General features: G+C 72.9%; 25 protein-coding genes. 13 read left to right on the forward strand and 12 right to left on the reverse strand.

The features are described from left to right. Positions 1 to 99: 99 nt before the first annotated feature. The 3 genes from panB to ACFU97_RS00220 all read left to right on the forward strand — a co-directional run bounded on the left by panB (position 100) and on the right by ACFU97_RS00220 (position 2,968). Positions 100 to 975: a 3-methyl-2-oxobutanoate hydroxymethyltransferase gene (panB, locus tag ACFU97_RS00210; RefSeq protein ID WP_384248711.1), complete on the forward strand. Its 876-nt coding sequence runs from the start codon at positions 100 to 102 to the stop codon at positions 973 to 975. 155 nt (positions 976 to 1,130) lie between these two features. Further along, positions 1,131 to 2,156 (forward strand): ATP-binding cassette domain-containing protein, encoded by a 1,026-nt coding sequence (locus tag ACFU97_RS00215; protein ID WP_384248714.1) that lies wholly within the window; start codon positions 1,131 to 1,133, stop codon positions 2,154 to 2,156. Continuing rightward, positions 2,153 to 2,968 carry an ABC transporter permease gene (locus tag ACFU97_RS00220; protein ID WP_384248717.1) on the forward strand — a complete coding sequence of 272 codons (816 nt, stop codon included), beginning with the start codon at positions 2,153 to 2,155 and terminating at the stop codon, positions 2,966 to 2,968. The genes ACFU97_RS00215 and ACFU97_RS00220 overlap by 4 nt, the downstream gene beginning before the upstream one ends. 43 nt (positions 2,969 to 3,011) lie before the next feature. Here ACFU97_RS00220 and ACFU97_RS00225 read toward each other — a convergent pair whose 3' ends face one another. Then, positions 3,012 to 6,317: a BTAD domain-containing putative transcriptional regulator gene (locus ACFU97_RS00225; protein WP_384248720.1), complete on the reverse strand. Its 3,306-nt coding sequence runs from the start codon at positions 6,315 to 6,317 to the stop codon at positions 3,012 to 3,014. 204 nt (positions 6,318 to 6,521) lie between these two features. Between ACFU97_RS00225 and ACFU97_RS00230 the strand changes: the two genes are divergently transcribed. After that, on the forward strand, positions 6,522 to 7,289 hold the full coding sequence (locus ACFU97_RS00230; RefSeq protein WP_384248723.1) for a site-2 protease family protein: 768 nt from the start codon (positions 6,522 to 6,524) through the stop codon (positions 7,287 to 7,289). On the opposite strand, the gene ACFU97_RS00235 is transcribed toward ACFU97_RS00230, so the two are convergent. The 3 genes from ACFU97_RS00235 to ACFU97_RS00245 all read right to left on the reverse strand — a co-directional run bounded on the left by ACFU97_RS00235 (position 7,274) and on the right by ACFU97_RS00245 (position 9,384). Further along, positions 7,274 to 7,450, reverse strand: a complete 177-nt coding sequence (locus ACFU97_RS00235) for a hypothetical protein (RefSeq protein WP_384248726.1) — start codon at positions 7,448 to 7,450, stop codon at positions 7,274 to 7,276. The two genes, ACFU97_RS00230 and ACFU97_RS00235, sit on opposite strands and share 16 nt — an antisense overlap. An 85-nt stretch (positions 7,451 to 7,535) precedes the next feature. Continuing rightward, positions 7,536 to 8,252 carry an NADPH-dependent F420 reductase gene (npdG, locus tag ACFU97_RS00240; protein ID WP_384248729.1) on the reverse strand — a complete coding sequence of 239 codons (717 nt, stop codon included), beginning with the start codon at positions 8,250 to 8,252 and terminating at the stop codon, positions 7,536 to 7,538. Positions 8,253 to 8,289: 37 nt separating this feature from the next. After that, entirely contained in the window at positions 8,290 to 9,384 is a 1,095-nt protein-coding gene (locus tag ACFU97_RS00245; RefSeq protein WP_384248732.1) for an exo-alpha-sialidase, read from the reverse strand. 79 nt (positions 9,385 to 9,463) lie between these two features. Between ACFU97_RS00245 and ACFU97_RS00250 the strand changes: the two genes are divergently transcribed. Then, a complete protein-coding gene (locus ACFU97_RS00250; RefSeq protein WP_384248734.1) occupies positions 9,464 to 10,066 on the forward strand; it encodes a hypothetical protein in 603 nt (200 codons plus the stop codon). Between the two features lie 343 nt (positions 10,067 to 10,409). Continuing rightward, positions 10,410 to 11,756: an MFS transporter gene (locus tag ACFU97_RS00255; protein ID WP_384248737.1), complete on the forward strand. Its 1,347-nt coding sequence runs from the start codon at positions 10,410 to 10,412 to the stop codon at positions 11,754 to 11,756. A 28-nt stretch (positions 11,757 to 11,784) separates the two neighbouring features. Here ACFU97_RS00255 and ACFU97_RS00260 read toward each other — a convergent pair whose 3' ends face one another. Further along, positions 11,785 to 12,015, reverse strand: a complete 231-nt coding sequence (locus tag ACFU97_RS00260; protein ID WP_384248739.1) for a hypothetical protein — start codon at positions 12,013 to 12,015, stop codon at positions 11,785 to 11,787. A 58-nt stretch (positions 12,016 to 12,073) separates the two neighbouring features. Here ACFU97_RS00260 and map point away from each other — a divergent pair, with 58 nt between their 5' ends. Next, positions 12,074 to 12,931: a type I methionyl aminopeptidase gene (map, locus tag ACFU97_RS00265; protein WP_384248742.1), complete on the forward strand. Its 858-nt coding sequence runs from the start codon at positions 12,074 to 12,076 to the stop codon at positions 12,929 to 12,931. A gap of 149 nt (positions 12,932 to 13,080) precedes the next feature. Next, positions 13,081 to 13,728, forward strand: a complete 648-nt coding sequence (locus ACFU97_RS00270) for a heme oxygenase (biliverdin-producing) (RefSeq protein ID WP_384248744.1) — start codon at positions 13,081 to 13,083, stop codon at positions 13,726 to 13,728. Between the two features lie 3 nt (positions 13,729 to 13,731). Here ACFU97_RS00270 and ACFU97_RS00275 read toward each other — a convergent pair whose 3' ends face one another. Then, complete coding sequence (locus ACFU97_RS00275) at positions 13,732 to 14,388, reverse strand: PhzF family phenazine biosynthesis protein (RefSeq protein ID WP_384248746.1); 657 nt, start codon at positions 14,386 to 14,388, stop codon at positions 13,732 to 13,734. Continuing rightward, the gene (locus tag ACFU97_RS00280; RefSeq protein WP_384248749.1) at positions 14,381 to 14,689 is read right to left on the reverse strand and encodes a hypothetical protein; all 309 of its coding nucleotides are present in this window, start codon (positions 14,687 to 14,689) and stop codon (positions 14,381 to 14,383) included. The genes ACFU97_RS00275 and ACFU97_RS00280 overlap by 8 nt, the downstream gene beginning before the upstream one ends. A 560-nt stretch (positions 14,690 to 15,249) precedes the next feature. Between ACFU97_RS00280 and efeO the strand changes: the two genes are divergently transcribed. The 4 genes from efeO to ACFU97_RS00300 are packed head-to-tail and all read left to right on the forward strand — an operon-like array spanning position 15,250 to position 19,522. Next, positions 15,250 to 16,389 carry an iron uptake system protein EfeO gene (gene efeO / locus ACFU97_RS00285; protein WP_384248751.1) on the forward strand — a complete coding sequence of 380 codons (1,140 nt, stop codon included), beginning with the start codon at positions 15,250 to 15,252 and terminating at the stop codon, positions 16,387 to 16,389. A gap of 12 nt (positions 16,390 to 16,401) precedes the next feature. After that, complete coding sequence (efeB, locus tag ACFU97_RS00290; RefSeq protein ID WP_384248753.1) at positions 16,402 to 17,685, forward strand: iron uptake transporter deferrochelatase/peroxidase subunit; 1,284 nt, start codon at positions 16,402 to 16,404, stop codon at positions 17,683 to 17,685. A 3-nt stretch (positions 17,686 to 17,688) separates the two neighbouring features. Beyond that, entirely contained in the window at positions 17,689 to 18,561 is an 873-nt protein-coding gene (gene efeU, locus ACFU97_RS00295; protein ID WP_384248754.1) for an iron uptake transporter permease EfeU, read from the forward strand. Beyond that, the gene (locus tag ACFU97_RS00300) at positions 18,521 to 19,522 is read left to right on the forward strand and encodes a hypothetical protein (protein WP_384248757.1); all 1,002 of its coding nucleotides are present in this window, start codon (positions 18,521 to 18,523) and stop codon (positions 19,520 to 19,522) included. The genes efeU and ACFU97_RS00300 overlap by 41 nt, the downstream gene beginning before the upstream one ends. Positions 19,523 to 19,564: 42 nt before the next feature. Here ACFU97_RS00300 and ACFU97_RS00305 read toward each other — a convergent pair whose 3' ends face one another. The 5 genes from ACFU97_RS00305 to ACFU97_RS00325 are packed head-to-tail and all read right to left on the reverse strand — an operon-like array spanning position 19,565 to position 24,498. Then, positions 19,565 to 20,305, reverse strand: a complete 741-nt coding sequence (locus ACFU97_RS00305; protein ID WP_384248759.1) for a bifunctional DNA primase/polymerase — start codon at positions 20,303 to 20,305, stop codon at positions 19,565 to 19,567. A 38-nt stretch (positions 20,306 to 20,343) separates the two neighbouring features. Continuing rightward, complete coding sequence (locus ACFU97_RS00310) at positions 20,344 to 21,006, reverse strand: TetR/AcrR family transcriptional regulator (protein ID WP_384248762.1); 663 nt, start codon at positions 21,004 to 21,006, stop codon at positions 20,344 to 20,346. 25 nt (positions 21,007 to 21,031) lie between these two features. Further along, positions 21,032 to 22,027 (reverse strand): small ribosomal subunit Rsm22 family protein, encoded by a 996-nt coding sequence (locus tag ACFU97_RS00315; protein WP_384248764.1) that lies wholly within the window; start codon positions 22,025 to 22,027, stop codon positions 21,032 to 21,034. Positions 22,028 to 22,072: 45 nt separating this feature from the next. Further along, complete coding sequence (locus tag ACFU97_RS00320; RefSeq protein ID WP_384248767.1) at positions 22,073 to 23,248, reverse strand: serine hydrolase domain-containing protein; 1,176 nt, start codon at positions 23,246 to 23,248, stop codon at positions 22,073 to 22,075. Further along, complete coding sequence (locus tag ACFU97_RS00325; protein ID WP_384248769.1) at positions 23,200 to 24,498, reverse strand: multidrug effflux MFS transporter; 1,299 nt, start codon at positions 24,496 to 24,498, stop codon at positions 23,200 to 23,202. Before ACFU97_RS00325 ends, ACFU97_RS00320 begins: the two co-directional genes overlap by 49 nt. A gap of 95 nt (positions 24,499 to 24,593) precedes the next feature. Here ACFU97_RS00325 and ACFU97_RS00330 point away from each other — a divergent pair, with 95 nt between their 5' ends. Continuing rightward, the gene (locus ACFU97_RS00330; protein WP_384248772.1) at positions 24,594 to 25,604 is read left to right on the forward strand and encodes a Gfo/Idh/MocA family protein; all 1,011 of its coding nucleotides are present in this window, start codon (positions 24,594 to 24,596) and stop codon (positions 25,602 to 25,604) included. Positions 25,605 to 25,662: the final 58 nt, after the last annotated feature.

Raw genomic sequence — 25,662 nt, forward strand, 5'->3', positions numbered from 1 at the left:
ACGTAGGTCCCCTTGGCTCGGGCTGGCACGAGGTGCCACCATGGACGTGATCCGGGGACGCCGTCAGGGCGCCTCGAGATGACTGAAGGAGCCGTTGTCATGACGCAGCTCTCGGCTGCCCAGCCTGCGCAGAACAAGCCCTCCGACGGCAGCAAGGCGCTGTACGGGGGCAAGAGCACGCGCCGTATCACCGTGCGCGACATCGCTCTCGCCAAGGAGCGCGGCGAGAAGTGGCCCATGCTCACCGCCTACGACGCGATGACCGCGTCCGTGTTCGACGAGGCCGGCATCCCGGTGCTCCTGGTGGGTGACTCGGCGGGCAACTGCCACCTCGGGTACGAGACGACCGTCCCCGTCACCATGGACGAGATGACCATGCTGTCGGCCGCGGTGGTACGCGGCACGCAGCGCGCCCTGATCGTCGGCGACCTGCCGTTCGGCTCCTACCAGGAGGGCCCGGTGCAGGCGCTGCGCTCGGCGACCCGGCTGGTCAAGGACGCCGGTGTCGGCGCGGTCAAGCTGGAGGGCGGCGAGCGCTCGCACGAGCAGATCCGCCTCCTGGTGGAGTCCGGCATCCCGGTCATGGCCCACATCGGCCTGACCCCCCAGTCCGTCAACGCCATGGGCTACCGCGTCCAGGGCCGCGGCGAGGAGGCCGCCCAGCAGCTGCTGCGCGACGCCAAGGCCGTGCAGGACGCGGGCGCGTTCGCGGTCGTGCTGGAGCTGGTCCCGGCGGAGCTGGCGGCCGAGGTGACGCGGGTGCTGCACATCCCGACGGTCGGCATCGGCGCCGGTCCCGAGACGGACGCGCAGGTCCTCGTGTGGACCGACATGCTCGGCCTGACCCCCGGGCGGGTGCCGAAGTTCGTCAAGAAGTACGCCGACCTGCGCGAGGTCATGGGCAACGCCGTGAAGGCGTACGCCGAGGACGTCGTCGGCGGGACCTTCCCGGCCGAGGAGAACTCCGTCCACTGAGCCACTGCGGCACCAAGGCAGCCCGCCGATCGTCCCCCGTCGGCGGGCTGCTTCTTTGCCGGCCTCTCCTCCCCGTCGGCGGTCTGTCGGTGCTCGTCGGTGCGTGTCGGTGGCCTGTCGGTCGTTTGTCGGTGGGGCCTGGCACCGTTCCGGACATGACGCGAATCGACAACAACGCCAGTGGCGGCGGCATGGCCGTCACCGTGCGGGGGATGGTCAAGCACTACGGCGAGACCAAGGCGCTGGACGGCGTCGACCTGGACGTGCGCGAGGGCACCGTGATGGGTGTGCTCGGGCCGAACGGGGCCGGCAAGACCACCCTCGTGCGGATTCTGTCCACCCTGCTCGCGCCGGACGCCGGCGAGGCGACCGTCGCCGGGTACGACGTGCTGCGCCAGCCGCGGCAGCTGCGCCGGGTGATAGGACTGACCGGGCAGTACGCCTCGGTCGACGAGAAGCTCCCGGGCTGGGAGAACCTCTACATGATCGGGCGGCTGCTCGACCTGCCGCGCAAGGACGCCCGCGCCCGTGCCGACGAGCTGCTGGAGCGGTTCTCCCTCACGGACGCCGCCAAGCGGCCCGCGAGCACCTACTCCGGCGGTATGCGCCGCCGGCTCGACCTGGCCGCCTCGATGATCGGGCGCCCGGAGGTCCTGTTCCTCGACGAGCCCACCACCGGGCTCGACCCGCGCACCCGCAACGAGGTGTGGGACGAGGTCAAGACCATGGTCGGTGAGGGCGTGACCGTCCTGCTGACCACCCAGTACATGGAGGAGGCCGAGCAGCTCGCCTCCGAACTCACCGTCGTGGACCGCGGGAAGGTCATCGCGGGCGGCGCCATCGACGAGCTGAAGGCCAAGGTGGGCGGACGGACGCTGCGGGTGCGGCCCGCCGACCGGCTGCAGCTGGAGCCGCTCGCCGGCGCCCTGGACGGGCTCGGCATCACGGGCCTGGCCACCACGACCGTCGACGCCGACAGCGGCACCGTACTCGTCCCGATCCTCAGCGACGAGCAGCTGACCGCCGTGGTCGGCGTGGTCATGGCGCACGGCATCACGCTCAGCTCCATCACCACCGAACTGCCCAGCCTGGACGAGGTGTTCCTGTCCCTCACCGGCCACCGCGCCAGTGCCCCCCAGGACGCCGTTCCCACCGAGACCCGCGAGGAGGTCGCCGTATGAGTGCCGCAACCGCCACCGCTCCGGTCGCCGACGCCCGTATTTCGCTGCGCGGCCACCTGCGCCACACCGGCGCCCTGGTCCGCCGCAACCTGCTGTGGATCAAGCAGGACCCGGAGTCGATGTTCGACGCGATCCTGATGCCCGTCGTCTTCACCCTGCTGTTCGTGTACGTCTTCGGCGGCTCGATCGGGCAGGCCCTGGGCGGCGGTCAGGACGGGTACGTCCAGTACGTCATCCCGGGCATGATCGCGATGATGAGCATGACGCTGTCCCAGGGCGTCGGCACCGGCTTCAGCCAGGACTTCAACTCCGGTGTCATGGATCGCTTCCGGTCTCTGCCGATCGGCCGCGGCTCGGTGCTCTTCGCGAAGATCTCGGTCGAGCTGGTGCGGATGCTGTTCGCCACCACCGTGCTGATGATCGTGGCCGTGCTGGTCGGGTTCGACATCCACCACTGGGGCGGTCTGTTCGCGGCCGTCGGCCTGTCCGCGGTGTTCGCCTCCTCGATCATGTGGGTGTTCCTCACCCTGGGCGTGGTCCTGAAGAACGCGCAGTCCGTGCAGGCGATGGGCTTCCTGGTGCTGTTCCCGCTGCAGTTCGGCTCCTCGATCTTCGCGCCGACGAAGTCGATGCCGGGCTGGCTGCAGGCCTTCACCGACTACAACCCGCTGTCCACGCTCGCCGACGCGGCGCGCGGGCTGATGGTGGGCGGCCCGGTCGCACACGACCTGTGGGTGACCCTTGGCTGGTCGGTGGCGATCACCGCGGTGGCCGCGCCGTACGCCATCCACAAGTTCCGTACCAAGAGCTGAATCCACAACTGCCTTACCAAGAGCTGACGTTCACCCCCGGAGCTCAGACCAGGGCGGTGGCCTCCTCCGTGGAGAGGCCGCCGCCCTCCGCGTACGCGGCCTCGTACGCCGCGTCGTCCAGGGCGGCCCGGGTGGCCGCCTCGGCCCTTTCGCGGGCCTCGCGCTCCAGGTACGAGGGGACGTGCCCGGGCGGCAGGAACCGCTCCGCGGCGCCGAGGCAGCGGGCGGCGTCGGGGGCGCGGCCGCCGCCGTCCAGACCGGCCAGGGCGATCGCCGCGATCGTCAGGTAGGTGGAGCGCATGGACGGGGCGATGGCCTCGGAGAGCGGGTCGCCCGCCCGCGCGAGGGCCCCCCGGATCTTGTGCAGGGCCTCCTCGTGGCGGCCGTCGGCGCCGTCCAGCCAGGCCTCCGTGCCCAGGATGAACGCGTCGAAGACGACGAAGTGCGCGATCTTGAACTGCTCGCGCAGCAGCCGGAGTTGCTCGCGCGCCTGCGGGATCCGGCCGGTCATTCCGTAGCGGCCGGCCAGGAACAGCCGGGCGGCGGGCATCGCCTCGTTGCCCGAGCCGTCCTGCTGGGCGATCACCTCCAGCAGCAGCCGCTCGCCGCGCTCGGTGTCGCCCGCCTCCAGCAGCGCGGCGCCGAGCCGGGCGGTGAGCACGGCCACCTGGGCCCGGGCGCCGAGGCGCTCGGCGTGCTCGATCGCGGACGTGTAGTCGCCGGCGGCCGCCTGCCACTTGCCCCGCTTCTCGTTCGCCTCACCGCGCGCGGAGAGCGCCTCGGCCGTGCCCCACAGGTCGCCGATGCGGCGGTAGATCTCCAGTGCCTCGTCGGCGTCCCTGATCGCGTCGCCCGCCCAGTCGCTGCGGTTGGCGAGCAGGTTGGCCCGCATGTGCAGGCCGGCGGCGAGCTCCCACTCGTAGCCGGGCGTGGCCCGGCAGGTGCGGACGGTGGCCTCCACCAGCTCGCGCAGCTTCGTCATGTCGCCGGTGAGCATGACGGCGAAGAACCAGAGCGAGCCCGGGCTGCGGCAGGTCTGCGGCAGGCCCGGGGCGTAGGTCTCGGCGATGATGCGCAGCTTGGTCTGCGCCTGCGGGGTCTGCCAGACGTCCAACTCGGTGTCCATGCAGGCGAGATGGACGAGGTGCAGGCCGCGCCGGGCCTCCAGGAGCAGTTCGCCGCTCCACGGCGGCGGGGTGTCCGTGCAGCGCTCCCACACGGCGACGGCGGGTCGGACGGGCTCGGTGAAGGGGTCGGGGCCGAGAGCCTGGACCTCGCGGGACCAGTTGCGGGCCTCGATGCGCAGGTCGCGCATCTGCCAGTACCAGGCCAGCGACAGCACCAGGCAGATCGCCTCCTGCTCCTCGCCCTCGGCGACGGCGTGGCGCAGCGCGGTGCGCAGGTTCTCGTACTCGCGCTCCAGCAGGCCGATGGCCCCGCGCTGGTCGGGGCCGCGCAGCAACGGGTCGGTGCGGCGGGCGAGTTCGCGGTAGTACGTGCGGTGGGCGGCCCCGGCCTCGGCCTGTCCGCCTGCCTGGGCCAGCCGCTCGCCCGCGTACTCACCGACCGTCTCCAGGAGCCGGTAGCGCATCTCGCCGTCGCCCGAAGGGGCGGCCACGACGAGGGACTTGTCGACGAGCGAGCCGAGGGCCTCCAGCGCCGCGGGCCCGCACACGGCCTCGGCGGCGGCGAGGTCGCAGCCGCCGGCGAACACCGACAGCCGGCGCAGCACCTCCCGCTCGTCCTCGTCGAGCAGGTCCCAGGACCAGTCGACGACCGCGCGCAGCGTCTGCTGGCGGGGCAGCACCGTACGGCTTCCGGAGGTGAGCAGGCGGAAGCGGTCGTCGAGCCGGTCGGCGATCTGGCGCGGCGTGAGCATCCGCAGCCGGGCGGCGGCGAGTTCGATGGCGAGCGGCAGTCCGTCCAGGCGCCGGCAGATCTCGGCGCACGCCTCGGGGTCCTCCTCGACGGCGAAGCCCGGCCGGGCGGCGGCGCCCCGGTCGGCGAGCAGGCGCAGCGCCACCGGTTCCGGCAGCGGTTCCACCGGGCGCAGCAACTCCCCCGGTACGCCGAGGGGTTCACGGCTGGTGGCGAGCACCGTCACCTCGGGGCAGCGCTCCAGCAGCGCCTCCACGAGCCGGGCGGCGGCGTCGACGACGTGCTCGCAGTTGTCCAGGACGATCAGCATGCGGCGCCTGCCGCAGTGCTCGGCGAGCCGCTCCAGGGGGTCGTCGTGCCGCTCGCTGCCGGCGGCCCGCATCGCCTCGGCCCCGGCGCCGTACAGCACGGTCTCGCGGGCTCCCAGGGCGGTGAGGACGGCTTCCGGCACGGCCTCAGGGTCGTCGACGGGGGCGAGTTCGGCCAGCCACGCCCCGTCCCGGGCCGCGTCGGACACGGTCTCGGCGGCCTCCTGCGACAGCCGCGTCTTGCCGGCCCCGCCGGGGCCGAGCAGCGTCACCAGCCGGGCCGTGGCGAGGTCGCCGCGGATGGCATCGATGTCGGCCTCCCGGCCGACGAAGGAGGTGAGACGGGCGCGGAGGTTGCCGGGGCGCGGAGCCTGATGCGGGGTGGGCGCACCGACGGCCGGCCGCTGCTCACGACGCACGGGAGCGGCCTTGGGGCTCGCGCCCAGCAACTCGGCGTGCAGGGCCGCCAGTTCGGGTCCCGGATCGGAGCCCAGCCGGTCCGCCAGCAGCCGCCGTACGTCCTCGAAGGCGGCCAGCGCCTGGGCCGTGCGGCCCGCGTCGCGCAGGGCGCGCAGCCGCAGCGCCTGGAGGGGCTCGTCGAGCGGGTGGGTGTCGCACAGGGCGGTCAGCTCCGGCAGGGACTGCTCGGCGTGGCCCAGGGCGAGGGCGGCGCCGTGGCGGGCCCGCAGGGCGTCGAGGCGGCGGGTGTCCCAGCGGGCGGCCTCGGCCGCGCGGTCGGGCAGGTCGGCGAGCGCGGGGCCGCGCCACAGGCCGAGGGCGTCGTCGAGGACGACGGCGGCCTTGGCGGGGTCGCCGTCGGCGAGTGCGCGGGTGCCCTCGCCGGTCAGCCGCTCGAAGCGGTGCAGGTCGACGTCGTCGGGCCGGGCCGCGAGCCGGTAGCCGCCCTCGTCGGAGGCGACGGCGTCCGCGCCGACGGCCCGGCGCAGCCGCCCGACCAGCGCCTGCAGCGCGCCCGGCGCGTCGGCGGGCGGATCGCCGTCCCAGACCTCGTCGAGCAGCAGGCTCACCGGCACGGTGCGGCCGGCCCGCAGGGCGAGCACGGTCAGCAGAGCACGCAACCGCGCCCCGCCGACCTGGACGGGGGTGCCGTCGGGGCGGAGCGCCTGGGTGGTGCCGAGGATGCGGTAGCGCACGGGGTCCATTGTCTCCGTAGACGTCGGGGCCGGTCACGGGGTTCGGGCGGGCGGTGCGGCGCGCGGCCCGGAACGCGTGGCGCCCGCGACGGCCGCCGGGGCCCCGACCGCCCACCCTTCCACGGAACCCCCGCACCACCGCGAGACGTTTTCCCCGTGCGCCCGGTACCGTCGGGCAGTCCCACCGCGGGAAAGTATCGTCCAGGGAGCCCCATGACCACCGCCACCACCAGCCGCAGCGACCGGAGGGTCAGCCCCGTCTTCCTCGGGATCCTGGCCGTCACGGCGGTGACGGGATGGGCCACCTGGACCGGGTTCGCCGCGCAACCGGGCCTGGCCGTCTTCCTGTTCGTGACGGCGGCCTGGGTCGTCTCGCTGTGCCTGCACGAGTACGCGCACGCGCGCACCGCCCTGCACAGCGGCGACATCACGGTCGGCGCGAAGGGCTACCTCACGCTGAACCCGATGAAGTACACGCACGCGCTGCTGAGCATCGTGCTCCCGGTGATCTTCGTCATCATGGGCGGCATCGGCCTGCCCGGTGGCGCCGTCTTCATCGAGCGGGGCCGGATCCGGGGGCGCTGGCGGCACAGCCTGATCTCCGCGGCGGGCCCGCTGACGAACGTCCTGTTCGCGGCCGTGTGCACGGCACCGTTCTGGCTGCACGCCCTGGACGGGGTGCCCAGCGACTTCCGCTACGCCCTCGCGTTCCTCGCCCTGCTCCAGGTCACCGCGGCGATCCTGAACTTCCTGCCGGTGCCGGGCCTGGACGGCTACGGGATCCTGGAGCCCTGGCTGTCCCCCGGCCTCAAGCGCCAGGTGGAGCCGTTCGCGCCGTTCGGCCTGCTGTTCGTGTTCGCGCTGCTGTGGGTGCCGTCGATCAACGCGGTGTTCTTCGACCTCGTCGACGCGATCCTGCGCGGGCTCGGCGTCAGCGACTGGGACACCTCGTTCGGCTACGGCCTCTACCGCTTCTGGTAGGCGCCCCGGGACCGCCTGACGTAGTACAGGCACATGTTGCTGGACAGTCCCGCCAGCAGGATCCACACGATCCCCAGCCAGCTGCCCTGCGCGAAGGAGACCACGGCCGCGGCCACGGCGAGGACGAAGACGATCAAGGCATAGACGCCAAGGCGGGGCATGTCGTTCGGCTCCTGTCGGCGGGCTCGGGAGAACACCGCTCCTGTTCGGGGGGACACTGCTACGGCTCCAGTGTCCCCCACGCACTCACACGTCCGTCACACGGAGTCCGGCGTGCGCCTTGTAGCGGCGGTTCACGGAGATCAGGTTCGCGACCAGCGACTCGACCTGGTGGGCGTTGCGCAGCCGGCCGGCGAAGACGCCGCGCATGCCCGGGATGCGGCCGGCGAGCGCCTGCACGATCTCGACGTCGTCGCGCACCTCGCCGAGCACCATCACGTCGGTGTCGATCTCGGCGATCTCCGGGTCCTGGAGCAGCACGGCCGACAGGTGGTGGAAGGCGGCCGTGACCCGCGAGTCCGGCAGCAGGGCGGCGGCCTGCTCGGCGGCGCTGCCCTCCTCCGGCTTGATCGCGTACGCGCCCTTCTTGTCGAAGCCGAGCGGGTTGACGCAGTCGACGACCAGCTTGCCGCTCAGCTCCTCGCGCAGCGCCTCGAGCGTCTTGCCGTGGCCGTCCCACGGCACGGCCACGATCACGACGTCGCTGCGGCGCGCGCACTCGGCGTTGTCGGCGCCCTCGACACCGTGCCCGAGCTCGTCGGCGGCGGCCTGCGCGCGCTCGGCGGCCCGCGAGCCGATGATCACCTTCTGCCCGGCCTTGGCCAGCCGGTAGGCCAGTCCCTTGCCCTGCGGCCCGGTCCCGCCGAGGACTCCGACGACGAGTCCGGAGACGTCGGGGAGGTCCCAGGGGTCCTTGGCGGGGGCCTTCGCAGGGGTCTGTGCAGCACTGTCGGTAGAGGTCATGGGCCGACTGTACGTCCGGCCCGGGCGGCCCCGCCGGTCAGAGCCCGTTCACCGGCTCCCGGGTGAGGCGCGTCACGGGCAGCCGCCGCAGGACGATCCGCTCGTACGCCCCGAAGTCCCCCGTCTCGTGGAGGAGTCCGACGGTGGAGGCGTCGATCCGTACGAGGTCGGAGTAGGCGGCGGGCAGTCCGTCGACCGTGCACACCGGGCGCCAGGTGATGCCGCCGTCCGTGGAGGCGCGCACGGTCATCAGGGCCCGGGCGGACGGGCAGGCGGGGCCGGAGAACAGCAGGACGTCCGGGTCGCGCAGCTGCAGGAGGCTGCCCTGGCAGACGGGGCCGTCGAGGCCGGCCTGCGGGCGGAAGCCGGTGCGCAGGGTCAGCCCGCCGTCGCCGGAGCGGGCGTCGGCACGGTTGCCGGGCGAGGCGGAGTCGGTGCGGGTGTTGAAGTAGACGCGGCCGTCGGGGAGTTCGGCGGCGGTGGTCTCGTTGGCGTTGATGTAGCCGTCGGGGGTGTCGTCGACGTAGCCGAGGGACCAGGTCGCGCCGCGGTCGTCGCTGAGCAGGCAGTGGCCGCCGTTGTACCTGCCCTCGTCGCCCACGTCGGTGCCGGCCGGCGGCAGGGTGTGGTTGCCGGGGACGACGACCCGGCCGGTGCCCAGCTGGATGCCATGCCCCGGCGTGGTGGCGTACCAGCGCCAGCCCGCCTTCTTCACCTGCGGGGTGATCTCCGTCAGGCCGGTCCAGGTGAGCCCGTCGTCGTCGCTGTGCTGCACCCAGACGCGGCGCCCGTCGGCATCCTTCACCTTGCCGCGCACGATCAGGTCCTCCGAGGCGGTGGCCGCCGAGCGGACGTGCACGAGGAGGATGCGGCCGGTGTCGAGGACGACCGGGGCGGGGTTGCCCGCGAGGTCGGTGCCGTTGCTCGCGGCGACCTGCAGCGGGCCCCAGGTGCGGCCGCCGTCGGTCGAACGTCTGAGCACGATGTCGATGTGGCCGTGGTCGCTCGCGGACGTCACCCGGCCCTCGCAGAAGGCGAGCAGGGTGCCGTTCGCGGTGCTGACCACGGCGGGGATCCGGTAACTCGCGTATCCCTCGCGGCCCGCGCGGAAGGGGACGGTGGCTTCAGTCATTCGCCTCCTGTCCCCCGGGCAGGCGAATTGGGGGTGAACTCCCGGTCACGGGTGCCCGTTGGGTGCAGGATGCGTCCGCATGGATGCCGTACGGGTCGCGCTGCTGCGCGAAGTCCTCGCCGGAACCGAGTGGTTGGGCGCCACCCGGCGCTTCGCCGGGGCGCTGCGCGGCTCGGTGGTGTCGCACGGCGGGGGGCTGCTGCTCGTCGGCACCGAGGAGTACGAGCCCTGGCACCTCGCCGCCCATCTGGTGGACGAGGCCGCCTGGTCGGGCACTCCGGAGCTGACCCCGACCCTGGTACGGCACGACGCGCGTCCCACCGATCCCGCGCACCTGGCGGTCGGGCTGGGCCGGCTGGCCGCGGCCCGGCGCGGCGAGACCCTGCTCGTGGTCTCCCCGGGCGGACCGGACGCGCTGCTCCTGGAGCGGGTCCACGACGCCCGCCGGGCCGGCACGACGGTCCTCGCGCTGGGCGCGGACGAGAACGACCTCACCGGGATGGCCCACGAGTGCCTGGCGGTCCCGGCCCCGTCCGAACTCGACCTCGACACCGTCCAGCACCTGGTCAGCGCGGCGGCCGGGGAGAACGCCCTGCCGTCCCCGCGCGGCCGGCGCCGCCTGCGGGACCGCCTGGCCCGCCTGGCGGACCACCTGACGGCCCCACCACCGGCGGGCTGGTAGCCCCGCGGGCTCCCGGCGAACCGGACCCCGGCGCACGGATGCCCGGGGCGTCCAGCCCCTGCGGCCGCGGCAGCCGAGGGCCACCACGCCGTCACCCGGAGCGGCGCGTCAGCCCATCCACCAGGGCTCCCCCACGAACCGGCCCCCGGCGACCGGACGCCCAGGGCGTCAGCGCGGAGGCGGGCGACGCCGGTCGCGGCGCACCGGCCCCGCGGCCGCGGCAGCCGAGGGCCGTCTTGCCCTCGCCCGGCGCGGCGAGCGTGCCGGCGAGCGGAGCGACAGGGCTTCTGCCGTGCCGAAAAGCAGTTGCCGTGGGGGGCGGCGCGGCCGAGCATGGCCGCTCGTGACCGCCGACTCCTCCGAACCCGCCGCCCCCCGCTCCTCCCGGCTGCGCGCCCTGCTCCCGGACCTCGCGCCCTGGCGGGCCTCCGCCGACTTCCGGCGGTTGTGGGTGTCGGGGACGGTCTCGAACTTCGGGAGCTTCCTGACGTTCGTCGCGGTGCCGGTGCAGCTCAAGGAGCTCACGGGGTCGGCCGCGGCGGTCGGGGCGATCGGGGCGGTGGAGCTGCTGCCGCTGCTGGTGTTCGGGCTGTACGGGGGTGCGCTCGCCGACGCGCTGGACAAGCGGAAGCTGATCGTGTGGACGGAGGCGGGACAGGGCCTGCTGTCCGCGGCCCTGCTGCTCAACGCCCTGCTGCCGCACCCCGCGGTCTGGCCGCTGTACGCCGTGGCGGCCCTGTCCTCCGCGCTGGTCTCGGTGCAGCGGCCGGCCCTCGACTCGCTGTTCCCGCGGATCGTGGCCCATGAGCACCTCCCCGCCGCGGCCTCCCTCAACTCCCTGCGCTGGACGGTCGGCGGCGTCGCGGGCCCGGCGGTGGCGGGCGTCGTCGTGGCGTACGCGGGACTCGGCTGGGCCTACGGCGCGGACCTGCTGACCTTCGCCGTCTCCGTCGCCCTGGTGGTCCGCATCGCCGCCTCCCCCGCCGCGCACGAGGCCGCGAAGCCGTCGCTCCGTGCGATCGCCGAGGGCGCCCGCTACGCCTGGAGCCGCAAGGAGCTCCTCGGCACCTACGCCGTCGACCTCGCCGCGATGTTCCTGGCGATGCCGCTCGCGGTGCTGCCGTTCCTCGCGGACGAACTGGACGCCGACTGGTCGCTGGGCCTGATGTACGCGAGCGTCCCCTTCGGCTCGCTGCTGGTGAGCCTGACCAGCGGCTGGACCTCACGGGTGCACCGCCACGGCCGGCTGGTCGTGCTGTCGGCCGCGCTGTGGGGCCTGGCGATCGCGGCGGCCGGCGTCGTGGGCGACGTATGGCTCGTCCTGCTGTTCCTGACCGTGGCGGGCGGCTGCGACATGGTCAGCGGGATCTTCCGCGGGGCCATGTGGAACCAGACGATCCCGGACGAGCTGCGCGGGCGGCTCGCCGGGATCGAGCTGCTGTCGTACTCGGTCGGCCCGACGGTCGGCCAGGTGCGGTCGGGCGGTTTCGCCGCGTGGTGGGGCGTACGGGCGTCCGTGTGGTCCGGCGGCCTGCTGTGCGCGGGCGCCGTCGGCCTGCTCGCGCTGTGCCTGCCGAATCTGATGACCTACGACGTCCGCACGAACGAGCACGCGTCGCGGCTGCGGGCCGGCCGCACGGCGGCCGTGGCGGCCGATGCGCCGTCGGACGGCGCACCGGCCCAGATCTGACCGGCCGTCGCCCGGCAGCGGTGTCCGGTCAGTCGTCGTCGGGGCGCCCGGCCGGGGCGTCGGTCCACTTCGGGTCGTTGTCCCACTGGAGGTTGCGCTCCCGGGCCGTCTCCATCGCGTGCTCGGCCTCCTGCCGTGACGCGTAGGGCCCGAACCGGTCCTTGGCGGGGCACTCCGGCCCCTCCTCGACCTTCTTGTGCTTCAGGCAGTAGAACCATTCGCCCGGCTTGCCGACCGTGCGCTTCTTGAACAACGCCATGACCTGCTCCTCTCGCCAAGCACATGTTCCCCCACAGCGGCTCGTTAGACTCGCTGGCATGTCTGGCCAGTCGCTGCTCGTACCAGGGGACCTGTCCCCCACCCGTTCCGTGCCCGGAAACATCCGCCGCCCCGAGTACGTCGGCAAGCCCGCGCCGACGCCGTACACCGGCCCGGAGGTGCAGACGCCCGAGACGATCGAGGCGATGCGGATCGCGGGCCGGATCGCCGCGCAGGCGATGGAGGAGGCCGCCAAGCTGATCGCGCCGGGCGTCACCACCGACGAGCTGGACAAGGTCGCCCACGCCTACATGTGCGACCACGGCGCCTACCCCTCCACGCTGGGCTACCGCGGTTTCCCCAAGTCCCTGTGCACCTCGGTCAACGAGGTGATCTGCCACGGCATTCCGGACTCGACGGTGCTGCGCGACGGCGACATCGTGAACCTCGACGTGACGGCGTACATCGGCGGCGTCCACGGCGACAACAACGCCACGTACCTGGTCGGGGACGTCGACGAGGAGAGCCGCCTGCTGGTGGAGCGCACCCGCGAGTCGCTGAACCGCGCGATCAAGGCGGTCAAGCCGGGCCGCCAGATCAACATCATCGGCCGCGTGATCGAGTCGTACGCCAAGCGCTTCGGCTACGGCGTGGTCCGCGACTTCACCGGCCACGGCATCAACTCGTCGTTCCACTCGGGCCTGATCATCCCGCACTACGACAGCCCGCACGCGACGACGCTCATCCGGCCCGGCATGACCTTCACGATCGAGCCGATGCTGACGCTGGGGACGCACGAGTACGACATGTGGGACGACGGCTGGACGGTCGTCACCAAGGACCGCAGGCGGACGGCCCAGTTCGAGCACACGCTGGTGGTCACGGAGACGGGCGCGGAGATCCTCACCCTCCCGTGACACCACGCGCCGGGAACCCGCTCCTGCCCGGGGCGGGTTTTTTCCTGCGCGTTTTCCCGACACCATGTCGGGAACCTTACCGACGAGAGGTCGGGAAGCCCTCGACCGAGCATTGACTTAGGTTAGCCTTACCTTAGAAGATGAGGCGCATGGACCCCTTCTCGACCGTCATCCGCAGCGCCTCCCACGAGCAGCACACGGAGGCCGAGAGCTCGACGTTCATGAGCGACCTGCTGGGCGGCCGCCTGGGCCTGGCCGCCTACGCGCGCTACACCGAGCAACTCTGGTTCGTGTACGAGGCGTTGGAGTCCCGCACGGAGCGACTGGCCGCGGACCCGGTGGCCGGCCCCTTCGTCCGCCCCGAGCTGTACCGGCTGGCCGCCCTGGAGCGCGACCTGGAGCATCTGCGCGGGCCGAACTGGCGGGCGGGACTGTCCGCCCTGCCCGCGACGCGGGCGTACGCGGCGCGGGTACGGGAGTGCGCCGAGCGGTGGCCGGGCGGGTACGTCGCCCACCACTACACCCGCTACCTCGGCGACCTCTCCGGAGGGCAGATCATCCGCGGCAGGGCGGAGCGGACGTGGGGCTTCGCCCGCAAGGGCGACGGCGTGCGCTTCTACGTCTTCGAGCGGATCGCCAACCCGGCCGCCTTCAAGCGGAGTTACCGCGAGCTCCTGGACGCCGTCCGCGCGGACGACCTGGAGAAGCAGCGCATCGTGTCGGAGTGCCGGCGGGCCTTCGGCCTGAACACGGAGGTCTTCCGGGCGCTGGGCGAGGAGTTCCCGCTCAGCGCGTAGCCGTCACCGCTCCGGCTGGCGCTCCAGGTACACCCGGCCGCCGATCTCCACCCAGCCGTAGGGCTGCGGGGCGGTCAGGATCTGCGAGCCGGCGCCCTGCGTGATGTTGAGCGCCCTGCCCAGCCGGACGGTCAGCAGCAGTGCGGCCGCGCCCGTCGCCTCGTCCTCGTCGATGCCGTCGTCGCGCCCGGGGAAGGCCCGCGCCCGCACCCGCCCGGCGGGCTCGTCCTCCCAGGCCCAGGCGTAGATCCACTCACCCTTCGGCGGCACGGGCAGCTCGTCGACCTCGGCGGCCGTGGCGTACTGGCGCAGCGTCCGCGGCGGCGCCCACTCCGCGCGGGCCTCGATCCAGCAGAACTCCCCGTCCTGGCGGGCCCCGACGACCCCGGCGGGCGTCACCAGCTCGGGCACGTCGAGCAGCCAGGCCGCTCCGACGCAGGGGTGCCCGGCGAAGGGCAGCCGCAGCGTGGGCGTGTAGATGTCGACGACCCCCCGCTCCGGGTCGTCGACGAACACGGTCTCGCTGAACCCGAGCTTCGCGGCGAACGCCTGCCGTTCGGCCCGTCCGGGCATGACGGATCCCTCACGGACGACGCCGAGTTCGTTGCCGTAGCCGCCGTTCGGAGCGCAGAAGACGCGCAGCACGTCGTAATCAGTCACCCGGGCATTGAAACACTGCGCGGGCCGCGAGGGCGTCCCAGGCCGCGGGGCCGCCGGGCAGGGGCAGGAACCGGATGGCGCCCGCGATGTACGGCAGGGTCGCGAGCGTGTCGCCGTACGCCCGTTCCAGCGTGCGGCGCCGGCGGTCGACACCGGGGCCGGCGGGCCGGCGCGCGAGCCCGGCCATGCGCCACTCGTGCCCCTCGGCGACCTCCGCGACGTCCCGCCGCCACTGCTCCTCGTCCACCAGCCGGGTCAGCTCCACGCACTCCGGGACCCGGTCCTCCGCCAGCGCCGCCACCGCACGGTCGTGGCCGTCGAGGATCAGCCAGCCGTCGAGACAACCCCAGCCGCCCGCCCGGCCACTCCCGGACGAAGTCCTCGGTCCGCACGCCCGGCTGGAACGCGGCCCGTGCGGACAGCCCCCAGCGCCCGTCCCGCAGGGGCGTGCCCTGGGCCTCCTCCAGCCAACGCGCGTACTGACCGCAGCGGCGGCAGCGGTGAGCGGTAGCCGTCGAGACGGTGGAGATACAGATCGGGACAGCATCCCCCGCCCGCCGACCGGCCCAGCAGCACGGGGCGGTCCTGCATCCGCAGCACCAGCCGTCCCGGCCCGAGCAGTTCCCTGTGCCCTCCGTCCACGGGAACACTCTCCGGGACGATCCCACCTTTGACTTTCCGTTGACCCGTCCTTGACGTTCGTTTTAGGCCGGCGTGATCGCCCCGTGCCCTTACAGCGTCCATGAGAGCTGAATCACCGTATGGGTGGGTATCACGCAGGCAAGCCTTAGATAAGTTAGGCGAGCCTCACCATCCTTCGTGAGCCCGGACCTCGATTTTTCGCCAGCCTCAGGAGCGTGCATGCGAGCCGCCAGACTCTCCGTCGTCACCGCCGTCACCGCCGTGACGGCCCTGACCGCCGTCACGGGATGCACCCAGAAGAGCAAGGCCGACGGGGACGCCGCGATCAAGGTGACGGCAGCGGACTCCACCTGCGACACCTCCTCGAAGTCGGTGCCGGCCGGCCAGGTCACGCTGAGCATCGAGAACAAGGGCTCCAAGGCGACCGAGGTCGAGATCCTCTTCCCGGACGACCGGATCGTGTCGGAGAAGGAGAACATCGGCCCGGGCACCAAGTACTCGCTGACCGCCGAGGTGAAGGCCGGCTCGTACGAGATCGCCTGCCGGCCCGGCATGAAGGGCCACGGCGTCCGCCAGAAGCTCACCGTCACCGGCTCCGGCGCCGCCGCCAAGCGCGACCCGCGGCTGGACAAGGCCGTCGCCGCCTACCGCGAGTACGCGCAGGAGCAGGCCGACGCGACCATCCCGAAGGTGGAGACCTTCGCCAAGGCGATCAAGACCGGTGATCTCAAGGCCGCCCAGAACGCCTACGCCCCCTCCCGCGTCGGCTGGGAGCGCACGGAGCCGATCGCCGAGTCCTTCGGCGACATCGACCCCAAGACCGACACCCGCGCCGACGGCCTGGAGAAGGGCCAGAAGTGGACCGGCTGGCACGCGCTGGAGAAGGCGCTGTGGCAGGACAAGAAGATCGGCGCCGCGCAGAAGACGCTCGCCGACCAGCTGGTCACCGACCTCAAGGACTGGCAGCAGCGGGTCGGCAAGGCCGAGATCACCCCGACCTCCATGGCCAACGGCGCCAAGGAGCTGCTCGACGAGGTCGCCACCGGCAAGGTCACCGGCGAGGAGGACCGCTACTCGCACACCGACCTGAGCGACTTCAAGGCCAACGTCGAGGGCGCGCAGCAGGCGTACGAGCTGCTGAAGCCGGTCGCGCAGACCAACGACAAGGCGCTGACCACCGAGCTCGACAAGCAGTTCGCCACGCTGGACAAGACGCTCGACAAGTACCGCACCGACGCGACCTCGGACGGGTTCGTCTCGTACGACAAGGTCACCGAGGAACAGCGCAAGGAGCTCTCGGACGCGGTGAACGCGCTCGCCGAGCCGCTCTCCCAACTCGCCGCCGCCGTCGCGAAGTAGGGACGCACCGACATGACGGACACCCAGGAAGCCACCACCGCCGACGCCGACCGCAAGCCGTCGCGGCGCTCGCTGATCGGCTGGGGCGGGGCCGGGCTCGCGCTCGGTGCCGCCGCGGCCGGCGGCGGCGTCGCGATGAGCCGGGTCGGCAACGACGTGGACCCGGCCGCCGCCGAGACCGGCGCCGCCATCGCGTTCCACGGCGCCAACCAGGCCGGTATCGCCACGCCGGTGCAGGACAGACTCCACTTCGCCGCGTTCGACGTGCAGACCGAGGACCGCGCCGAGTTCGTGCAGCTGCTGAAGGACTGGACCGAGGCCGCGCGCCGGATGAGCGCCGGGAAGGCGGTCGGCGACGGCGCGTACGGCGGTCTCGCCGAGGCGCCGCCGGACGACACCGGTGAGGCGCTGGGCCTCAAGCCCTCGCGGCTGACGCTGACGATTGGCTTCGGGCCGTCGCTGTTCGCCAAGTACGGCGAGGCGTTCGGCATCAAGGACAAGCGGCCCGAGGCCCTGGTGGACCTGCCGCAGTTCGCCGGCGACAACCTGGACAGGACCCGTACCGGCGGCGACCTGTGCATCCAGGCCTGCGCGGACGACCCGCAGGTGGCGGTGCACGCGATCCGCAACCTGGCCCGCATCGGCATGGGCAAGGTCAACATCCGCTGGTCGCAGCTCGGTTTCGGCAAGACCTCGTCCACCACCCCGGGCGCGCAGACCCCGCGCAACCTGATGGGTTTCAAGGACGGCACCCGCAACATCGCGGGCACCGAGACCGACCGGCTGAAGAAGTTCGTGTGGGTCGGCGACAAGGACGGGGCGGACTGGATGACCGGCGGGTCCTACCTCGTCGCGCGCCGCATCCGGATGCACATCGAGACCTGGGACCGCACCTCGCTGCAGGAGCAGGAGGACGTGTTCGGCCGCGACAAGGGCGAGGGCGCCCCGGTCGGCAAGGCCAAGGAGCACGACAAGCCGTTCCTGAAGGCGATGAAGCCCGACGCGCACGTGCGGCTCGCGCACCCCGACTCCAACGACGGGATCACGATCCTGCGCCGGGGCTACTCCTTCACCGACGGCACCGACGGCCTGGGCCGGCTCGACGCCGGTCTGTTCTTCCTCGCCTACCAGCGCGACGTGCGCAAGGGGTTCATCCCGCTGCAGCGCCGGCTGTCGGCGCAGGACGCGCTCAACGAGTACATCCAGCACGTGGGTTCGGCGGTCTTCGCGGTCCCGCCCGGCGTCCGTGACAAGGACGACTGGTGGGGCAGCACGCTGTTCTCCAAGGAGGCGTAGCCCGTGTTCTCCAACTACCTGATCGGTCTGCGCGAGGGTCTGGAAGCCAGCCTCGTCGTCTGCATCCTGATCGCCTATCTGGTCAAGACGGGCCGCAGGGACGCCATCCGGCCCATCTGGATCGGCATCGCCGTCGCCGTCCTGATCGCGATGGGCTTCGGCTGCGCGCTCGAATTCGGTTCCCAGGAGCTGACGTTCCAGGCGCAGGAGGCCCTCGGCGGCTCCCTGTCGATCATCGCGGTGGGCCTGGTGACGTGGATGGTCTTCTGGATGCGGCGCACCGCCCGCCATCTGAAGTCCGAACTGCACGGCAAGCTGGACGCCGCCCTCGCCATGGGCACCGGCGCCCTGGTCGCCACCGCCTTCCTCGCCGTGGGCCGCGAGGGCCTGGAGACCGCCCTGTTCGTGTGGGCGTCGGTGCACGCGGCCAGCGACGGCACCCCGCGCCCGCTGATCGGCGTGGCCCTCGGTCTCGCGACCGCGATCCTGCTGGGCTGGCTGTTCTACCGCGGCGCCCTGAAGATCAACCTGGCGAAGTTCTTCACCTGGACCGGCGGGATGCTGGTCGTGGTCGCGGCGGGCGTGCTGGCGTACGGCTTCCACGACCTCCAGGAGGCGGACTGGATCCCGGGGTTGACGCATCTGGCCTTCGACATCAGCGGGACCGTCCCGCCGGACAGCTGGTACGGCACGCTCCTGAAGGGCGTCTTCAACTTCCAGCCCGACCCGACCGTTCTCCAGGTCACGGTGTGGCTGCTGTACCTGATCCCGACGCTCGCGGTGTTCTTCGCCCCGGTAGGGTTCGCCTCCGGGAAGGGGAAGGTGAAGGCACCTGATGAGCAGGGATCGCGGCCCTCGAAGGCTCCGCAGGCTTGACCGGACTGCGCTGATCGCGGCCTCGGTGACCGCTTTGTCGATGACGGCGAGCGGTTGCGTGGTGGTCCACGGGGAGCGCGAGGTGCTCCCCTCCTCCACCCGCGCCGAGGCCGCCAAGGCCCTCGAGCAGTTCACCACGGCGTACAACAAGGCCGACAAGGCGTACGACAGTTCGCTCGACGCGGACCATGTCACCGGTGCCCTCGGCGACATAGACGCGGCCCGCCTCAAGGCCGGCCATGCGATCAACCCGGGCGGCAATCCGTCGCACACACCGCTGAAGCTGACCGACGTGACGTACACGATCCCCAAGAAGGCGGGCTGGCCACGCTGGTTCGTGGCGGAGGCGAAGGGCAACAAGGGCGGCTCGCTGCGCTGGGTGCTGGTGTTCACCCGGGACGGCCTGGGCCGGACGTGGCGGGTGGCGTACCTGACGCTGGTCTCCCCCGGCACCCTGCCGAAGGTGCGCAAGGACGCGGACGGCTGGGCCGAGGCCGTGCCCGCGAACTCCACCGAACTCGCCGTCGCGCCGCAGGACATGAGCCGGAACTACGCGACGTACCTGAAGAGGGGCGGCAGGACCTTCGCCGCCGGCCCGTACACCGACCGCTGGCGCGCGCAGCGCGCGAAGGACGGCAAGCGGCCCGGCCTGGTCACGCAGTACATCGACGAGCCGCTGATCAGCGGCGACTACGCGCCCCTGGCGCTGCGCACCGCGGACGGGGGCGCGCTGGTCTTCTTCACCACCCGCCGCTACCAGAAGCAGACGGCGGCCGCGGGCACCTCGATCCCCACCCCGAACGCGAGCGTGAAGGCGCTGACGACCGGGGAGATCAAGCAGTCGCTGACGATGGAGTTCATCTCGAACGGCATCGCACTGGACCCGAGGCAGGGTGCGGGCGGCGGGCAGGTGTCGGTGCTGTCCCGGCTGGAGGGACTGACCTCGGCCCAGGGGTCGTAGCGAACCGGGTTCCGGGTTCCGTGGTGCCGGGGCGGGCCGGTCTCAGTGGCGCAGCGGCCAGGCCGCGCCAACGTGGTCGGTCTCCTCGCCGGCGTGGCGGGCGCACTCGTCGGTGAGGATCTCCAGCAGGCTCAGCGGGTCCGGCAGGGGATGCTCCGGGCCGCGCACCCAGTGCACGGCCGCGCCGTCGTCACCGGGCAGCCGGGCGGGCGGTACGAGGACGTAGGACCCGCGGCAGTGCCAGCGCAGTCCGGGGTGCTCGTCCATCGTCTCGGGGTGGCAGTCCAGCTCGCAGGGCCACCACTCGTCCTCGTCCTCGGGGGTGCCGCGGGTGAGGGTGAAATAGAGGAGCCGGCCGTCGTCGCTCTCCGCGACGGGGCCGACCTCGATGCCGGAGGCGAGCAGCCGCTGCAGCGCCTGCCGCCCCGCCTCCACGGGGACGTCCAGCACGTCGTGCACCATGCCGGTCGCGGTGATGAAGTTGGCCCGCGGCTGGTGCCGGGCCCAGCGCTCGATCTGCGCGCGGTCGGTGGTCGACTGCGTCTGCCAGGCGAACGAGACCGGGTGGCGGGCCGGGGTGGGACAGCCCACGCGGTCGCAGGAGCATCCGTAGCCGGGGGCGGGATGGGCGGCGGGGGCGAGCGGCAGGCCCGCTCCGGCGGCGGCCACCAGCAGGGCCTCACGGCCGCCGTCGTCGGCGCCGTCCTCCTTCGGGCGGCGTCCGCGCAGCCACTGGGAGAGTTTGCCCTGCCGGCCGGTTCGGCCGCCGAACTCCGCGCTCATCAATCTCCTCGCCTTGCCGTCGTGCGGACCAGCATGCCCTATGGTCCCACCGGGCCGCGCTCCGGGGTGTCAGAAGGGACATCCCGGGTACGGGGGGCGAGACCGTGCAGGGCGTACTCGACGAGGGTGTCGGTGTACTCGTAGGAGATCGGGCCCGTGTGCTGGAGCCAGCGCTGGGCGAGCGGGGAGACGAAGAGTTCCAGGGCGATGCGCGGGTCGATCTCGGGGCGCACCTGGCCGGCCTGCTGGGCGGAGCGCAGGCGGGCGGCGTAGAGCTGGAGCGAGGGTTCGAGCAGCTTGGCCACGGACTCGCGGCCGAGCCGCTCGTTGACCAGCCCCTCGGCGGCCAGGGCGCGGGAGGGCCCCTCGAACCGGGGGTCCTTGAGCTGGTCGACGGTGATCCGCAGGACGGCCTTGAGATCGGCCGCGAGATCGCCGGTGTCGGGGATGACGTACGGCTCCTGGCCCGCCTCCCGGGCCGCCTGTGTGCTCAGGTCGAGGAACGCCTCCAGCAGGACGTCCGCCTTGGACCCCCACCACCGGTAGATCGTCTGCTTGCCGACGCCGGCCCGGGCGGCGATGCCCTCGATGGTCGTCCTCGGGTAGCCGACCTCGGCGACCAGGGCGAGGGCGGCGTCGTAGATCGCGCGACGGGACCGCTCGCTGCGGCGGGTGGCGTCGGGGGCGGGCTTCTTGACCATGATGCGACGGTATCGTTCCGCGGCCCTACGGCTCCTGCGCGTACGGCGGCCAGGCGTCGCCCCAGTCCGCGTCCCGGGCCGCCTTGTACAGGTCGCCGTGGCGCTTGGTGACCGTCGAGCGGCGCAGCTGCTCGTCGCGCTCGCACAGCTCCAGCAGGACCTGCCCCTTGCGGATCTGCGGCCGCCGCACGACGCGGGAGGCCGCGGGCCGGGCCGGCAGGCGGGTGGCGGCCACGTAGCTGAACTTCTCGTCCTCGTACGGCAGCGCACCGCCCTTGACCTGCCGGTGCAGGGAGGAGCGGCTGACCCGGGCCGAGAAGTGGCACCAGTCCTCACCGGGCACGATCGGGCAGGCCGCGCTGTGCGGACAGGGCGCGGCGATGCGGAAGCCGGCCGCGATCAGCCGGTCGCGGGCCTCGATGACGCGGGCGTAGCCGCCGGGGGTGCCGGCCTCGACGATCACGACGGCCCGGGCGGCGGACGCGGCGGCGTCCACGAGCGCGGCGCGGTCGCCCTCGGTCAGCTCGTTGAGCACGTAGGACACGGTCACGAGGTCGGTGTCGTCGAGGGCGAGCTCCCGGCCGATCCGTGCGCGCCGCCAACCGGCCTGCTCCAGCGCCGGGTTGGCGGCCGCGATCTCCCGGCCGAGGGCGAGCGCGGGTTCGGCCCAGTCGAGCACGGTGACGCCGCGGGTGCCGGGCCAGGTGGCGCTGACGGCCCAGGTCGCGGCCCCCGTGCCGCCGCCGACGTCCACATGGCTGCCCGGCTCCCAGTCCGGCACCGCGTCGGCGAACTCCCCGAGCGCGGCCCGTACCGCCTCGAACGTCGCCGGCATCCGGTAGGCGGCGTAGGCGGCCACGTCCGCGCGGTCGCGCAGGATCGGGGCGTCGGTCGGGGTGGCCCCGCGATAGTGGGCGATCAGCCGCTCGACGGCCTGCGCGGCCCGTTTGGGCGGAAGTCCGTCGAGGAGGGCGGCGAGGGCGGTGCGCAGGGTCTCGGCCGGGGATGCGGGGGCGTTCACCGGGCGATTATTTCAGCCTGTCCGGCGGGCCCGACGCCCGCACGGCTACACCGGCCGTACCGCCCGGGCCATCCGGGTCGCCGCGGCGGCGCGGGGCCGGCTGTCCGCCCGCCGCCGTACCGGATGGACCGTGTTCGCGAGCAGCACCAGGAACGTCCCGGTCGCGGGGTCCAGCACCAGGGACGTCCCGGTGAACCCCGTGTGCCCGGCGGCCCCGTGGCCCGCCAACTCGCCCATGAACCACGGCTGGTCGATCGCGAAGCCCAGTCCGGGAGGGGTCAGCAGCAGCTCCACGAAGTCGGCGCCGAGGATGCGGGCGGGGCCGTAGGAGCCGCCGGCGAGGAGCGTGCGGCAAAAAACGGCGAGGTCCCCTCCGGTGGAGAACATGCCCGCGTGGCCCGCGATCCCGCCGAGCGACCAGGCGTTCTCGTCGTGGACGACGCCGCGCACCATGCCCCGGTCGGCCTTGGCCCACGACCGGCGCTGGTCCTCGGTCGCGGCCGCGCCGGGGCAGGGCCCGAAGTCGGTGGAGAGCATGCCCAGCGGCCGGGTGATCCCGTCGTGGATCAGGACGTCCAGGGTGCGGCCGGTGCTGCGCTCCAGGACGAACTGGAGCAGCAGGAAGTTGAGGTCGGAGTAGGTGTAGGTGCCGGGCACGCCCACGGGTTTCTCCGCGCGTAGCATCGCGAGCCGTTCGCCGTCGTCCGCGCAGTCGTGAAGAGGGAGTTCGGGGCGCAGTCCGGAGGTGTGGGTGAGCAGCTGCCGCACGGTGATGCCGTGCCGGGAGGCCGCCACGAACTCGGGCAGGTACGCGCCGACCCGGGCGTCGATGCCGAGGGTGCCGCGCTCGATCTGCTGCACGGCGGCGACCGCGGTGAACAGCTTGGTGAGGGAGGCCAGGTCGAAAGGGGTGTCGACGGTCATGGCGACCCGTGCCCCGGCGGGCAGTTCGACCCCGCGGTCCCGGTCGGGGTCGTAGGCGGTGTACCGCACCGCCCAGCCCGCCGCCTCCTCGACGGCGATCACCGGGCCGCGTCCGGCGACCACGACGGTGCCGGCGGCCCACGGCCGCTCACCGGTGGTGAGGTCGTGGACCTCCTGGACGAGGTGGCGGAGTTCACCGCGGTCGAGGCCCGCCCGTTCGGGGCTGTCCCTGCGCAGTCTCGGTGCGCTCAGCTCTCTGCTCCCTCCGCGTTCGCACGCCCGTTCCAAGGACGGCACATTCCCACGAAGCAGGCCAGCGCCACCAGTGCTGCCGCCAGTTGGACGACGGCCATCGGGACGGCGGTGTGCTCCCCGGCGACCCCGACGAGCGGGGAGGCGACGGCGCCGATGAGGAAGGAGGACGTGCCGAGCAGCGCGGACGCGGACCCGGCGGCGTGCTTGGTGCGCATCAGGGCGAGCGCCTGGGCGTTCGGCAGCGTCACCCCCATCGCGGACATCAGGACGAACAGGGCGGCGGCGACGGGCACGAGGCCGGCCGTGCCGAGGACGCCGGTGGACATCAGCAGCAGCGCGGTCGCCGCCGCGGCGACGACGGCCAGTCCGAGGCCCAGCACCCGCTCCAGGCGGACCCGGCCCACCAGCACCTTGCCGTTGAGCTGGCCGACGGCGACGAGCCCGAGCGAGTTCAGGCCGAAGAGCAGGCTGAAGGTCTGCGGGGAGGCGCCGTAGATCTCCTGGATCACGAACGGGGAGGCCGCGATGTAGGCGAACAGGGACGCGAAGGCGAAGCCGCCGGTGAGCATGAAGCCGGTGAAGGGGAGGTCGGCGAGCAGGCGGCGCATGGTGCGCAGGGCCTCGCCCACTCCCCCGCCGTGCCGCTGGGGCCCGGGCAGGGTCTCCGGCAGCTTCGCCCACACCAGCGCGGTCAGCGCCGTGCCGACGACCGTGAGCACCACGAAGACGCCCCGCCAGTCCGTCACCCGCAGGATCTGCCCGCCGATCAGCGGGGCGACGATCGGGGCGGCCCCGCTGATCAGCATGAGGGTGGAGAAGAAGCGGGCCATCACGACGCCGTCGTACAGGTCCCGGACCACGGCCCGCGCGATGACGATGCCCGCCGCGCCCGCCAGGCCCTGCGCCAGCCGGAAGGCGACCAGCACTTCGACGGTCGGCGCGAACGCGCACAGGACGGTCGAGACGACGTAGGCGACGAGACCGGTCAGCAGCGGGCGGCGGCGGCCCCACCGGTCGCTCATCGGGCCGGCCACCAGCTGTCCGAGCGCCATGCCGAGCAGACAGGCGGTGAGCGTGAGCTGCACGGTGGAGGCGGGCGCGTGCAGGGCGCCGGTGACCTCCGGGAGCGAGGGGAGGTACATGTCCATCGCCAGCGGCGGCGTGGCGGTGAGACCGCCGAGGATCAGGGTGACGAGCAGTCCGGTGCGGCGGACAGCGGGAGCGGCCGGTTCGTCGTCCGCTCCGGCCGCCCGCGGTATGTGTGCTGTCGAGGCCCCCTGCTCGGCCGTCATGCGCCCCTCCCTCTCCGAGTCGTCCGCAACCTATGCTCTCAGCTCGTACACAGTGCCGAATGCCATACGAGTGCCAGACGAGGACGGGGTCCGGGATGACGGCGGAGAGACTGCGGTGGGGCATCCTCGCGACGGGCGGGATCGCCGCCGCGTTCACGGCGGATCTGATCGACCTGCCGGACGCGGAGGTCGTCGCGGTGGCCTCGCGGACCGAGGCGTCGGCGAAGGCGTTCGCGGAGCGGTTCGGGATCGAGCGGGCGTACGGCGACTGGGCCGCGCTCGCCGGGGACACGGACATCGATGTCGTGTACGTCGCCACCCCGCACTCGGCGCACCGCGAGGCCGCGGGCCTGTGCCTGGAGGCCGGGCGCAACGTGCTGTGCGAGAAGGCGTTCACGCTCAACGCGCGCGAGGCCGGGGAGCTGGTCGCGCTGGCGCGGGGCCGCGGGAGCTTCCTGATGGAGGCCATGTGGATGTACTGCAATCCGCTGGTGCGGCGCCTCAAGGACCTCGTCGACGACGGGGCGATCGGTGAGGTCCGCACGGTGCAGGCCGACTTCGGGCTGGCCGGGCCGTTCCCTCCCACCCACCGGCTGCGCGATCCCGGGCAGGGCGGCGGCGCGCTGCTCGACCTGGGCGTCTACCCGGTGTCGTTCGCGCAGCTGCTGCTCGGTGAGCCGACGGACGTGACGGCGCGGGCGGTGCTCTCCGAGGAGGGCGTCGACCTCCAGACGGGCGCCCTGCTCGGCTTCGGCGACGGCGCGCTCGCCTCGGTGCACTGCTCGATCGCCGGCGGTACGGGCACCACGGCGTCGGTGACCGGCTCCGCGGGCCGCATCGACATTCCGCACGGCTTCTTCTTCCCGGACCGCTTCGTGCTGCACCGCGACGGCCGTGACCCGGAGGAGTTCGCGGCCGCCCCCGCCGACGGGCCCCGCAACAGCCTCAAGCACGAGGCACGGGAGGTGATGCGCGCCCTGCGGGCCGGCGAGACGGAGTCGCCGCTGGTGCCGCTCGACGGCACCCTCGCGGTGATGCGGACGCTGGACGCGATCCGCGACCGCATCGGCGTCCGCTACCCGGGCGAGGCTGTCACACCGGCCTGAGCCGCCGGATGGCGGACGCTCGCGTCCCGCATGCCGGACCCTCGCCTACGCTGCGGGC

Origin of the sequence: Streptomyces sp. NPDC057616 (assembly GCF_042800575.1) — a bacterium.
In the GTDB taxonomy this organism is placed as follows: Bacteria; Actinomycetota; Actinomycetes; order Streptomycetales; family Streptomycetaceae; genus Streptomyces.